This window comes from Mycobacterium sp. E2497 (assembly GCF_001668695.1).
GTDB lineage: Bacteria > Actinomycetota > Actinomycetes > Mycobacteriales > Mycobacteriaceae > Mycobacterium.
Genome location: NZ_LZKD01000019.1, coordinates 56,645 through 68,910, shown reverse-complemented (window position 1 = coordinate 68,910; position 12,266 = coordinate 56,645). Strand labels below are relative to the sequence as shown.

The 12,266-nt window shown below is 66.7% G+C and carries 13 protein-coding genes; 5 read left to right on the top strand and 8 right to left on the bottom strand.

What is annotated here, in order from left to right; all coding sequences use genetic code 11:
* The first annotated feature begins 67 nt into the window (after positions 1–67).
* Genes pstS through pstB form a run of 4 tightly spaced genes read left to right on the top strand, consistent with a single transcriptional unit; the run spans position 68 to position 3,973 of the window.
* The gene (gene pstS, locus A5713_RS01545; protein ID WP_068091804.1) at positions 68–1,192 is read left to right on the top strand and encodes a phosphate ABC transporter substrate-binding protein PstS; all 1,125 of its coding nucleotides are present in this window, start codon (positions 68–70) and stop codon (positions 1,190–1,192) included.
* A 48-nt stretch (positions 1,193–1,240) separates the two neighbouring features.
* The gene (gene pstC / locus A5713_RS01540; protein WP_369804347.1) at positions 1,241–2,272 is read left to right on the top strand and encodes a phosphate ABC transporter permease subunit PstC; all 1,032 of its coding nucleotides are present in this window, start codon (positions 1,241–1,243) and stop codon (positions 2,270–2,272) included.
* On the top strand, positions 2,269–3,183 hold the full coding sequence (gene pstA, locus A5713_RS01535; RefSeq protein ID WP_068091886.1) for a phosphate ABC transporter permease PstA: 915 nt from the start codon (positions 2,269–2,271) through the stop codon (positions 3,181–3,183). The genes pstC and pstA overlap by 4 nt, the downstream gene beginning before the upstream one ends.
* A 13-nt stretch (positions 3,184–3,196) precedes the next feature.
* Positions 3,197–3,973 (top strand): phosphate ABC transporter ATP-binding protein PstB, encoded by a 777-nt coding sequence (gene pstB, locus A5713_RS01530; RefSeq protein ID WP_067921146.1) that lies wholly within the window; start codon positions 3,197–3,199, stop codon positions 3,971–3,973.
* Between the two features lie 16 nt (positions 3,974–3,989).
* Here the strand turns inward: pstB and phoU are convergent, their stop codons facing one another.
* The 5 genes from phoU to A5713_RS01505 form a co-directional block, all read right to left on the bottom strand.
* Positions 3,990–4,658, bottom strand: a complete 669-nt coding sequence (gene phoU / locus A5713_RS01525) for a phosphate signaling complex protein PhoU (protein WP_067921148.1) — start codon at positions 4,656–4,658, stop codon at positions 3,990–3,992.
* Positions 4,659–4,716: 58 nt separating this feature from the next.
* Complete coding sequence (locus A5713_RS01520) at positions 4,717–6,753, bottom strand: LCP family protein (protein WP_068091798.1); 2,037 nt, start codon at positions 6,751–6,753, stop codon at positions 4,717–4,719.
* 223 nt (positions 6,754–6,976) lie between these two features.
* Positions 6,977–8,110 carry a tRNA dihydrouridine synthase DusB gene (gene dusB, locus A5713_RS01515; RefSeq protein WP_068091795.1) on the bottom strand — a complete coding sequence of 378 codons (1,134 nt, stop codon included), beginning with the start codon at positions 8,108–8,110 and terminating at the stop codon, positions 6,977–6,979.
* A 5-nt stretch (positions 8,111–8,115) separates the two neighbouring features.
* Positions 8,116–9,138 (bottom strand): acyl-ACP desaturase, encoded by a 1,023-nt coding sequence (locus A5713_RS01510; protein ID WP_067921154.1) that lies wholly within the window; start codon positions 9,136–9,138, stop codon positions 8,116–8,118.
* 151 nt (positions 9,139–9,289) lie between these two features.
* Entirely contained in the window at positions 9,290–9,895 is a 606-nt protein-coding gene (locus tag A5713_RS01505) for a TetR/AcrR family transcriptional regulator (protein WP_067921156.1), read from the bottom strand.
* Positions 9,896–9,962: 67 nt separating this feature from the next.
* Here A5713_RS01505 and A5713_RS01500 point away from each other — a divergent pair, with 67 nt between their 5' ends.
* Positions 9,963–11,015: an oxygenase MpaB family protein gene (locus A5713_RS01500; RefSeq protein WP_068091792.1), complete on the top strand. Its 1,053-nt coding sequence runs from the start codon at positions 9,963–9,965 to the stop codon at positions 11,013–11,015.
* Between the two features lie 15 nt (positions 11,016–11,030).
* Here A5713_RS01500 and A5713_RS01495 read toward each other — a convergent pair whose 3' ends face one another.
* The 3 genes from A5713_RS01495 to A5713_RS01485 are packed head-to-tail and all read right to left on the bottom strand — an operon-like array spanning position 11,031 to position 12,182.
* On the bottom strand, positions 11,031–11,234 hold the full coding sequence (locus tag A5713_RS01495; protein WP_068091789.1) for a zinc transporter Slc39a7: 204 nt from the start codon (positions 11,232–11,234) through the stop codon (positions 11,031–11,033).
* Between the two features lie 13 nt (positions 11,235–11,247).
* On the bottom strand, positions 11,248–11,637 hold the full coding sequence (locus A5713_RS01490; protein WP_082972709.1) for a metalloregulator ArsR/SmtB family transcription factor: 390 nt from the start codon (positions 11,635–11,637) through the stop codon (positions 11,248–11,250).
* A 44-nt stretch (positions 11,638–11,681) separates the two neighbouring features.
* A complete protein-coding gene (locus A5713_RS01485; protein WP_068091786.1) occupies positions 11,682–12,182 on the bottom strand; it encodes a nucleoside deaminase in 501 nt (166 codons plus the stop codon).
* Between the last annotated feature and the right edge of the window lie 84 nt (positions 12,183–12,266).

Below are 12,266 nucleotides of genomic sequence, written 5' to 3'. Positions count from 1 at the left end.
CCCGGCAACTTCTTGTGAGATGGCCGGCGGCGCACACGCGGGTCCGAATGGTCAGGGAGCGGGAGCGGTGAGGCTCGACAGGGGAGGCAGGGCGCTGGCGGCGCTGGGGGTGGTGACTCTCGCGGCGGTCGCCATGACGGCTTGTGGCAGCGATCAGAACCGGCGCGGCGCATCGCCGGCGGCCGTTTCCGGGCCGACGGGTACGGCGGGATGTAGCGGTAAGAACAAGCTCACGGCGGAAGGATCGACGGCCCAACAAAACGCCATGGCGCTGTTCAACCAGGTCTGGGGGGAGTACTGCCCGGGCAAGAGCGTGGCATACAACCCGACTGGTTCCGGCGCCGGGCGTGAGCAGTTCATCGCCGGCCATGTCGACTTCGCCGGGGCCGACTCCCCGCTGGCCGCGGACCAGATCGGTCCGGCCGCCGCGCGCTGCGACGGCAACCCGGCGTGGGACTTGCCGCTGGTGTTCGGGCCGATCGCCTTGGTCTACAACCTGGCCGGAGTCCCCGCGCTGGTGGTGAGCAGCGATGCGTTGGCCAAGATCTTCAGCGGACGGATCACGGCCTGGAACGACCCGATCCTGGCGGCGCTCAATCCCGGGGTGGTGCTGCCCGACACCAGGATCACGCCGATCTACCGTACGGATTCGTCGGGGACCACCGACAATCTGCAGAAGTATCTGACGGCCGCCGCACCGCAGAGCTGGACCAAAGGCGTGGGCACCGAGTTCCAGGGCGGGGTCGGCGAAGGCGCCACGAAGTCGGCCGGGGTCGTCCAGGTGGTGCGGGCCACCTCCGGAGCCATCGGATACGTCGAGAAGGGGTTCGCCGACCAGGGCGCCGTCCCCTACGCCCGAATCGCCAACAACAAGGGCGTCGTCGTCCCGCTCACCAACGACACGGCGGCCAACGCCGTGAAGGCGGCGAATTTCCTGGCCGACGGCAACGACCTGGTGCTCGACCTCAACTCCATGTACAGCTCCCAGGAGCCGGGCGCCTACCCGCTGGTGCTGGCGACGTACGAGATCGTGTGTTCGAAAGGCTCCGACCCCGACACCTCCAGAGCGATCAAGTCGTTCCTCACGGTGGCCGCCGGCAGCGGGCAGACCGATCTTCCCTCGGCCGGCTATGTGCCGCTGCCCGATAAGGTCAAAGTGCGGCTGGCCGCCGCGATCGATGCGCTGCAGTAACCAGGCTGGCCCGGACTCAAGGAGCGGCAGAATCGTGCCGGGATCACGGTGACCACGCCGAACCCCTTCGACGCCGGTTCGGGCGTGACCGTCGCCGTGCCGTTTCCGGAGGCGCCGCTGATACCGATCAGCCCGTGGGGAGACGGGCGTCCGCAGGTCGGGGATCGTGCTTTCCGTTGGCTCGCCAAGGGCTCCGGCGTCTTGATCGTGGTCGTGATCGCGGCGATCGGCGGATTCCTGTTGCTGCGCGCGATACCGGCCTTGCAACGCGACCGGGAGAACTTCCTCAGCTACGGCGGCAACTGGGTCACCACCGACACGTCGGCGATGCACTTCGGCATCTCCGATTTGCTGAAGGTCACGCTGTTCGTGTCGGCGTTCGCGTTGATCCTGGCTATGCCCGTCGCGCTGGGCGTCGCCATCTTCATCACGCAGTACTCGCCGCGGCGCGCCGCGGGCCCGTTGGCCTACGCCGTTGACCTGCTGGCCGGAGTGCCCTCGATCGTCTACGGCGCGTGGGGCCTATACGTGCTGGCACCGCAGCTGCGGCCGTTGGCCACCTGGCTGAACCGCTCCCTGGGCTGGTGCTTCCTGTTCGCCGACGGGGACGCGTCGGTCGCCGGTGGCGGCACCGTTTTCACGGGCGGCGTGGTCCTGGCGGTGATGATCCTGCCGATCATCACCGCGGTCACCCGCGAGGTGTTCATCCAGACGCCGCAGGAGCAGGTCGAGGCGGCGCTGGCGCTCGGCGCCACCCGCTGGGAGGTGGTCAAGACCATCGTGCTGCCCTTCGGTTGGTCGGGATACATCAGCGCGGCCGTCCTGGGGCTCGGTCGCGCCTTGGGGGAGACGGTCGCGTTGCTGATCATCTTGCGGGGAACCCAGGCGGCCTTTGGTTGGTCGCTGTTCGACGGCGGCTCCACCGTCGCCACCAAAATCGCGGGGGCGGCTGCCCAATTCAACGACCAGTACAAGGCCGGCGCGTACATCGCCGCGGGGCTGGCGCTCTTCGTGCTCACCTTCGTGGTCGACGCACTGGCCCGTGGCGCCGCCGCCGGACTCAGATGGGGCGGCCGATGACCTCGATGCTGGACCGCCCGCTCAAGCCGCGCACGTTCTCCCGGCCGAGCCGGCGCCGCCGGGTCACTGATCGCCTTGCCTTGGCGCTGGTTTCGCTGTCGATGGCGATCGCGGTGACGCCCTTGCTGTTGGTGTTGCACTCGGTGATCGCCAAGGGCTTCGCGGCCGTCGCGTCGACCGCTTGGTGGACGCACTCGCAGGCGGGGATGACCGCCTTCGTGGCCGGCGGTGGCGCGTATCACGCGATCGTGGGCACGGTGTTGCAGGGATCGGTATGCGCGCTGATCGCCATCCCGATCGGCCTGATGCTCGGCATCTATCTCGCCGAATACGGGGGCGGTACCCCGCTGGGCAGGCTGGCCACGTTCATGGTGGACATCCTCAGTGGGGTGCCCTCAATCGTGGCGGCCCTGTTCGTCTACGCGCTGTTCGTGGCGACGCTGGGTCTTCCACGCTCGGAGCTCGCGGTGTCCCTCGCGCTGGTCCTGTTGATGCTTCCGGTGATCGTGCGAGCCACCGAGGAGATGCTGCGGATCGTCCCGCTGGATCTTCGTGAGGCGAGTTACGCGCTGGGCATCACGAAGTGGAAGACGATCGTCAGCGTCGTGCTCCCCACCGGGATCTCCGGCATCATCACCGGCATCATGCTGGCGGTGGCCAGGGTGATGGGCGAGACGGCGCCGCTGCTGGTCCTCGTCGGCTATGCGCAGTCGATGAACTTCGACATCTTCAGCGGGTTCATGGGAACGCTACCTGGCATGATGTACAACCAGACCAGTGCCGGTGCCGGCGTCAACCCCGTCCCCACGGATCGGTTGTGGGGTGCCGCCCTAACCCTCATCCTGGTGATCGCCACCATCAACATCGGGGCCCGAGTACTAGCGAAATTCGCTGGCGCCAACAAGTCATAGGCAGGAGCACTAAGTGGCCAAGCGGTTGGACCTCAAAGCCGTCAACATCTACTACGGTTCGTTTCACGCGGTGGCGGATGTGACGCTGTCGATCCTCCCCCGCAGTGTGACGGCGTTCATCGGCCCGTCGGGTTGTGGCAAGACGACGGTGCTGCGCACGCTGAACAGGATGCATGAGGTGGTGCCCGGCGGCCGGGTGGAGGGCAGCGTGCTCCTCGACGACGAGGACATCTACGGTGCGGGGGTGGACCCGGTCGGGGTGCGCCGGGCGATCGGGATGGTGTTCCAGCGTCCGAACCCGTTCCCCGCCATGTCGATTCGCGACAACGTGGTAGCCGGTTTGAAGCTGCAGGGCGTGCGCAATCGCAAGGTGCTCGACGAGACGGCCGAATACTCGCTGCGCGGCGCCAACCTGTGGGACGAGGTCAAAGACCGGATGGACAGGCCCGGCGGTGGCCTGTCCGGGGGCCAGCAGCAGCGCCTGTGCATCGCGCGGGCGATCGCCGTGCAACCCGACGTGCTGCTGATGGACGAGCCGTGCTCCGCGCTGGACCCAATCTCGACGATGGCCATCGAGGAGCTGATCAGCGAGCTCAAGCAGGACTACACCATCGTCATCGTCACCCACAACATGCAGCAGGCGGCCCGGGTCAGCGACTACACGGCCTTCTTCAACCTGGAAGCCGTCGGAAAGCCGGGGCGGTTGGTCGAGGTCGACGACACGGAGAAGATCTTCTCCAACCCCAGCCAGAAGGCGACCGAGGACTACATCTCCGGCCGCTTCGGCTAGCCGAACGTGCCTTTGCTCACTGCGAGGCGGGGTTGGCTTCCTCGTCGGGCAGTTTGCCGGTCGCCTGGAAGATGACCCGCTTCGCCACTTCGACGGCGTGGTCGGCGAATCGCTCGTAGAACCGGCCCAGCAGCGTCACGTCGACGGCGGCCGCCACACCGTACTTCCATTCGCGGTCCATCAGCACCGAGAACAGGTGGCGGTGCAGGTCGTCCATCGCGTCGTCCTCTTCGCGGATCCGGGCGGCTTTCTCCGGGTCGCGCGACATCACCACCTCTTGCGCGCTGTTGCCCAATTCGACTGCGACTCTGCCCATTTCGGCGAAGTAGCCGTTGACTTCCTCTGGCAGCGCGTGTTGGGGGTGCCGGCGGCGGGCGATCTTCGCGACGTGCAGGGCCAGCGCTCCCATCCGGTCGATGTCGGCCACCATCTGAATGGCGCTCACGATCGACCTCAGATCACCGGCGACCGGCGCTTGCAACGCCAGCAGCACGAACGCGCTTTCTTCGGCCTGGGCGCTCAGCGTGGCGATCTTCTCGTGATCGGAGATCACCTGTTCAGCCAGCACCAGATCCGCTTGCAGCAAGGCCTGGGTGGCCCGCTCCATGGCGATGCCCGCCAGCCCGCACATCTCGCCGAGCCGCTCGGACAACTCCGAGAGCTGCTCATGGTAGGCGGTCCGCATATCGTCAAGCCTACGTTCTCGGCGCCGGAAAAGGGCGGCGCAGCGGCACCAAATGCGGTTATTCGCAGGTGGTGTCGGCGGCGTTGGTGACGGTCAGGTCTTCGGGCAGCTTGGCCGGGGTGCTGCCGGAGCCGCGTTCGATCTGCAAGCTGATCGACGAGCCGCTCGGTTGGGGTGTGGCGACCGTCTTGAAGTCGGGACCGAGCACCACCTGAACGACCTGTCCATATCCGGAGACCCGCTGGATTTTCGCATTGGCGAACGACGAGGCCACGGTCGCCGCGGCCTGCTCGTTGCCGGGCGAGAACAACACCGTCGTCGTGTTCACCGCACTCGGATAGTCGTCCGGCGTCATCACGTTGAAGCCGTCCCGCTTGAGCTGGCTGGTGGCGGTGGCCGCGAGGCCGCTTTGCGTCGTGGCGTTGGACACCCGCACCGTGACGTCGCCCGGCGCGGTGGTGGTGACCTGCTCGTGTCGAGCCTCGGGAGCCGGCGCGGGGGCCGGCGCCTGCTTGGTGGCGGGCGCCTTGGCCTGCGCCGATTTGTCGTCGGAGGGCCCGAGATTCTTTGCGTTCTGGTCGTTTTCCTCGGGTAGCGGATCGTCGTTGATGATGGCGTCGAACAGCGCCCGCATATCGCTCATCCGCGGCGGCTCGTCGCCGTTCTGGTCGGTGATGCCGGTCGGCACCGTCACGAACGTGACGTGTCCGGCCGCCATCCCCTGCAGCGACTGTCCGAGTTGGATCAGGTCCTTGGACTGCACGTTGTCGACGACGGTGTCGCTGATGAACATGTTGACGACGTTGTTGAGCTTGTTGAGGTCGAGCAACGTGTCCTCGGAGATCAACGACCGCAGCAGCGACGACAAGAACAGCTGCTGGCGTTTGATGCGGCCGTAGTCCCCGTTCGTTTCGGTGGTGACCTGCCGGGCTCGCACATAGTTCAGCGCGGTCGGGCCGTCCAGCACCTGACGGCCGCCGTGTTCGAGGACCGTGCCCAGCTCGTAGTCGTGCAGCGCGGTTTTCGAGCAGACCTCGACACCGCCCAGGGCGTCGACCATCTTGGCGAACCCGGCGAAGTCGACGGCGATGAAGCGGTTGATGCTCAGACCGGACAGCTTCTGGATTTCCTTCACCAGACATTTCGGGCCGCCAAAGGCGAACGCCGAGTTCAGCTTGGTCTCGGTGTAGACCATCTTCGGACCCCAGGTCTTGTTCTTCTCGTCGTAGAGGGGCCCGTACTTACCCGTGTTCGGGTTCCACGCCTCGCATTGCATCGGGGTGATCGCCAGGTCGCGCGGGAACGACACCGCCACCACGCGCTTGCGGTTGGCGGGAATGTTGACCAGCATCACGGTGTCGGAACGGGCGCCGTCGGCGTCGTCGGTGCTTCCGGCGCCCATGTTGGCGTTGTCCCCGGCGCGCGAATCGAGGCCGACGATCAAGAAGTCTTCGTCCCCGTACTGTCCGTTGCGGTCGCGGATGTCGTCCGATTGCGGGTCGAGCGCGCTGATGGTGTTGAGCCGGGCGTTCTTCGACGTGCTCCATTGCCACGCGCCGCCGGTCATGGCGATGGCGAGCACGGCGAGCAGGGCCGCGACCGACCGCCCGGCCAGCAGCATCGGCCGGCGCCGGTGCCGCGCGTTGCGCTCGTCAGCGCCGGTAGCCCCGTCGGATGCGGACCCGCCGCCGTTTTGGTGGTCGTTGGCCCCGAGGTCGGGGAGCTCCGTGACCAGATCGAGTGAGTAGGCCAGGTCCTCGATCACCTGGGTTTCCCTCAGCTCGACCGGCAGCTCCGAGTCGGCCTCGGCGGATTCGACCTCCGGCTCCGCACGGCGGTGAGTGGACCGGCCCGTCGATGGGGCACCGAGTTTCGCGATCAGATCGGCGACGCTGACGCCGCCACCCGTGTGGCATCCGGATCCCTCATCACCGGCCGCTCGAGGCTCGACGCGCTCGACGGGTTCGATGGTGATGTCGGGCTGCCACAAATGAAGGCTGTAGTCGGACGGCGGCTCCGAGAACCGTTCCCACGGGGCGGCGCCCAGCGCCGTGCGCCGAGTGTCGGGAGTGGCGTCGCCCTCGGCGTCACTCATGTCCTACCGGCCTCCGAAGCTCTGATGCGGATCTCAGCCCGTCCGTGCGCGGTGACGTCCCAGTGCCTGACGTTGTCAGCGCTGCGGCTCGTGCCACCCGGGGGTCGCACCCCTTTGTCGCGCCCAGGCGGCGGCGCGTTACCGACCCGCCCCAGGAACGCGCACTGCGGCAAGGTCCACATCGTACTGAGTTATCGGCCCGGATGCGATTTCGAGCGGTCGGTCAGCCGCCGGAGTGCATCACGTCGGCGCCGGCCGGAACGGTGCAGTCGTCGGGGTCGGTCAGCCAGCCTTCGGGCAGCGACACCCGTGCCGGGGAGCCCTGTCGGCCGCGTGGGCCGCTGGCCGCGTCCGGGAAGGGGACCGTGCCGTCCAATTGGCTTAGCAGCGAATCGAGTTCGCGCAGCGTCTTGACCATCGCCAGCGCCCGGCGCAACTCGGATCCGGCCGGAAAACCGTGCAGGTACCAGCCGATGTGCTTGCGGATGTCGCGCATGCCTTTGTCCTCGCCGAAGTGCGCGGCCAGCAACTGGCCGTGCCGGCGGACGATGTCGGCGACCTCGCCCAGCGTGGGCGGGGTGGGGGCCGGGCTGTCGGTGAACGCTGCCGAGAGTTCGGCGAAAAGCCAGGGCCGGCCCAGGCAGCCGCGGCCGATCACAACGCCGTCGCATCCGGTGGTGGCCATCATCGTCAGGGCGTCGCTGGCGTCGTAGATATCGCCGTTGCCCAGCACCGGGATCGTCCGCACGTGCTGCTTGAGCAGGGCGATCTGCTCCCAATCGGCGGTGCCGGAGTAGCGCTGCGCCGCCGTGCGGGCGTGCAGCGCGACCGCGGCGGCGCCTTCGGCTTCGGCGATGCGGCCGGCGTCGAGGTGCGTGTGGTGCTCGTCGTCGATGCCGACGCGGAACTTGACGGTCACCGGAATTCCGGAGCCTTCGGTCGCGCGCACGGCCGCCGCCACGATCTGGCCGAACAGTCGTCGCTTGTACGGCAGCGCCGCCCCGCCGCCGCGCTTGGTGACCTTGGGCACCGGGCACCCGAAGTTCATGTCGATGTGGTCGGCCAGGCCCTCATCGGCGATCAACTTGGCGGCCGCGTACGTGGTCGCCGGATCGACGGTGTAGAGCTGCAGCGAGCGCGGTGACTCGTCCGGCGCGAACGTCGTCATGTGCATGGTGACCGGGTGGCGTTCGACGAGCGCGCGCGCCGTCACCATCTCACAGACGTACAGCCCGCTGACCGTGCCGACCTTGGATTGCTCCAGCTCACGGCACAGCGTGCGGAATGCAACGTTGGTTACGCCTGCCATCGGGGCCAGCACCACCGGGCTGGCGAGCGTGATCGGACCGATGCGCAAGGCCGCTACCGGCGGCTCATAGCCAGTTTGCCGGCGGTCTGGTGCAGCTCGAATGCGGTGGTCCGCTTGCCGGTGCGGGCCTCCCGATCGAGCTGGCGCTGCTTGGATATCTCGAACTTGTCGCAGGCCTGCTCGAGTTCCTTGATCAGCAGTGCGAGGTCGTCACGCATCGCCGCCGCCTCACCGGTGAAGTCCTCGCGCTCGAAGATGCGCCACTTCTTCAGCACCGGCATGACCACGTCTTCGAGGTGGATGCGGGGGTCATAGACCCCCCCGACGGCGATGAACACGGCCTTACGCCGGAACTCCGGGACCTGATAGCCAGGCATCTGGAAATTGCGCAGCACCTTGTGTAGCTCTTTCATCGCCTGATTAGGTGCAATCTCAAACCCGGCCTCGCTGACATCGCGGTAGAAGATCATGTGCAGGTTCTCGTCGGCCGAGATCTTGGCCAGCAGCTGGTCGGCGACAGTCTCGTTGCAGGCCTTGCCCGTGTTGCGGTGCGAGATCCGGGTGGCCAGCTCCTGGAACGTTACGTAGATGACAGAGTCGAACAGGCTCTCGGCGAACAGATCGGCCCGCACCTGTTGGTTCTGGCCCGGGCTGAAGCCCCGATTGACCACCTCGATTCGCAGCTTCTCCAGCTCGACCGGGTCGACCGCGCGGGTCACGACCAGGTAGTCGCGCAACGCGATCCCGTGTCGGTTCTCCTCGGCGGTCCACCGGTTGACCCACTGGCCCCAGGCGCCGTCCAGGCCGAAGTTCATCGCAATCTCGCGGTGGTATGACGGCAGGTTGTCTTCTGTCATCAGGTTCTGCACCATCGCCACCTGGGCGAGGTCGGAGAGCTTGCTCTCCTCGGGATGCCAGTCCTGCCCGCCCAGCGCGTAGAAGTTCTTGCCGTCCGACCACGGGATGTAGTCGTGCGGGTTCCAGTCCTTGTGCATGCTCTCGTGCCGGTTGAGGCACTTCTCGACCACCGGTTCGAGCTCATGTAGCAGCTGTAGGTTTGTCAGCTCGGCTGACATACGGCCTCCAGTTATCTGTGTCGACGGGTAGCAGTCAATATATCTGTGTACATCAGTAGCATCAAGCTGCCTCGCCGCGCGCCGCGCACGGATAAATGCCACCGTTTTTGGGGTTTGCCGCTATGGCGCGCCCGGTAAACAGGTGGTTGGGCTACCCCAGGTCGGGGGCGGGAACGTACGGGGCCGCCGTCACGTAGAGCATGTTGACGCAGTAGTCGATGAACTGTTTGCGCGTCGCGCCGAGCTGTCCGTTCAGGTACGCGGTGAACAGGCTCGACAGCCCGCCGACCAGGCTGGTGGCGATCATCTTCTGCAGCACCGGATCGGCGATCCGGGACAGTTTGCGCTGCAGCAGTTCGATGAAGTTGGGCATCCACTCGGCGCCCGAGCGGGTCAGTATCGGCTCGACCGCCGGCGCCAGCAACAGCACACGCCCGCGGACCGGGTCGTCGACCATCAGCTCGACAAACTTTTCGACGGCGTCCCGCGGGGTATTCGCCGACGTGAGCGTGGTCATGGCGCGCGTGCACACGTCGTCGTAGACCGCGCGCACGAACTCGTCACGGTCCGAAAAGCTTTCGTAGAAGTAGCGTTCGGTCAGCGCGGCCTTGCGGCACACCGCACGCACCGTCAGCGCCGGTCGGATGTCGCCGCCGAGCAATTGCACGCCGGCGGCGATGAGGTTGTCGCGACGGAGGGCGAGGCGATCCTCTAAGGGGACGCCGGTCCAACGGCCCCGTCGTTGACCGGACTGCACATCGCTCCTAAGCTTGAAAATGACAACGCATGTAGTCAGTTTTGCAGATACCTACAGGAATCCAATAGTGACTCAACATACGTCCGGAACCCGCCCGCCGACCAGCGACGCCGCAAGCGGCTGCTCGGCCACCACCGCCGGGACCGATCTGCCGGGCGGCGTGGCCGGCGGCTGCCCGGTCTCGCCGCTGGGCTACGACGCGCCACCGATGCCGCTGGGCCCCGAGTCGCTGACGTGGCGGTATTTCGGGGACTGGCGCGGGATGCTGCAGGGCCCGTGGGCGGGCTCCATGCAGAACATGCATCCGCAGCTCGGCGCGGCCGTCATCGACCACTCGACGTTCTTCCGGGAACGGTGGCAACGCCTGCTGCGCTCCTTGTATCCGATCGGTGGCGTCGTCTTCGACGGTGACCGCGCCCCGGTCACCGGCAGTGAGGTGCGCGACTACCACACCGACATCAAGGGGGTCGACGAACAAGGCCGCCGGTACCACGCGTTGAACCCCGACGTCTTCTATTGGGCCCACGCCACTTTTTTCGTCGGCACCATTCACGTGGCCGAGCGGTTCTGCGGCGGGTTGACCGAAGCGCAGAAACGCCAATTGTTCAACGAACACGTCGACTGGTACCGGATGTACGGGATGAGCATGCGGCCCGTCCCGGCGTCGTGGGAGGAATTCCAGGTCTACTGGGACCACATGTGCCGCAACGTGCTTGAAGACAACTTCGCCGCCCGCGCGGTGCTCGACCTCACCGAGCTGCCGAAACCCCCGTTTGCGCAATGGCTTCCGGACTGGTTGTGGGCCGCCCAGCGGAAACTTCTCGCGCCGTTCTTCGTCTGGGTGACCGTGGGTCTGTACGACCCTCCGGTGCGCGAGTTGATGGGCTACCGGTGGTCGGGACGCGACGAGTGGCTGCATCGCCGCTTCGGCGACGTCGTTCGCGCGGTGTTCGCCTTCGTGCCGAGCCGGTTCCGCAAGCACCCGCGGGCCCGGGCGGGCTTCGACCGCGCCGCCGGGCGTATCCCGGCCGACACGCCGCTGGTGCAGACGCCGGCGCGTAACCTGCCGCCCGTAGACGAGCGCGGCGATCCAAAGCATTACTGCCCGGCGGTCTCCTGAGCCGGCGCGCCCGCGCTACGCGTGGGGGTGGCCGTGCACGTCCTCCAGCCCCGCCTGATGCACGTGCTGATGGCTGTGCTCGGTGCCGTCGGCGTGGTGGTGGGCGTGTTCGTGCTCGACGTGGTCGTGTTCGTGCGCGGTGTGCGCGTGCGCGTGGGTGACGTCACCGTGCTCGTGTTCGTGCGCGTGGGGCGCGTCGTGGGCGTGTTGCTCGGTCATGGGTGCCGCCTCCTTATGTAATAGATGCGCTCTGCTGATCGCCGACGGCCTTCAGCCCGCCATCCCTGCGGTGATGACCTGGCACGCCCGGGCCCGCGTGTTCGGCGTTGAAAACCGCGTCGATGACGAGCTGGCGAATGTGGTCGTTTTCCAGGCTGTAGAAGATCGTGGTCCCGTCCCGGCGGGTGCGGACCAGGCGCGCCATCCGCAGCTTCGCCAGGTGCTGGGAGACCGACGGCGCCGGCTTGCCCACGTGCTCGGCGAGTTCGTTGACCGACATCTCCCGGTCGGTCAGCGACCACAGCACCTGCACCCGGGTGGCGTCGGCCAGCATCCGGAACACCTCGACCACCAGGCTCACCTGATGATCCGGCAGCCGGGCTGCGCTATTACCTGCATGCATACGCAAACAATATTCAAGGGGCGCGCCGCTGCCAACGGATGCGGTCAGGGCGAGGGGACGACCGTAGACCGCGGCTCGCCGCCGTTGCGTTCGTTCCAGAACCGATAGACCTCCACCGCGTCGTCGCGGGGTTGGTAACGCATGGGCAGGCGCCGCTGGTCCCAGGCCTTCGCGAACTCGTCGTAGAAGGTGGACACCTCGAAGTACTTGCGGTCGTCGAGGTAATACCGCTCGTAGGCCTCGCGGGTGATCAGAAAGATCACTTCCCGGGGGGAGCAGTAGTACAGCGATCCCAGGCACATCGGACACGGGTGCGCCATCACGTAGATCGTGGCGTCGACGAGGTGCTCGGTGCCCAGCTTCATGCACGCCTCACGGATCGCCAGGATCTCGGCATGCGCGGTCGGGTCGTTCGTCTGGGCCACCCGGTTGGCGCTCTCGGCGAGAATCTCACCGTCGTTGACGATCACCGTCGCAAACGGGCGACCGCCCTCCGCGACGTTTCGGCGGGCCAGCTCGATCGTCCGCTGGGCGAAGTCGGTCACAGCTCGCAGGGTAGTCGCGCCAGGGTGCGGAATCGGCGCTGTGATACTGACTAGATCGTCTATTCAATTTGTGATCGGGATGAG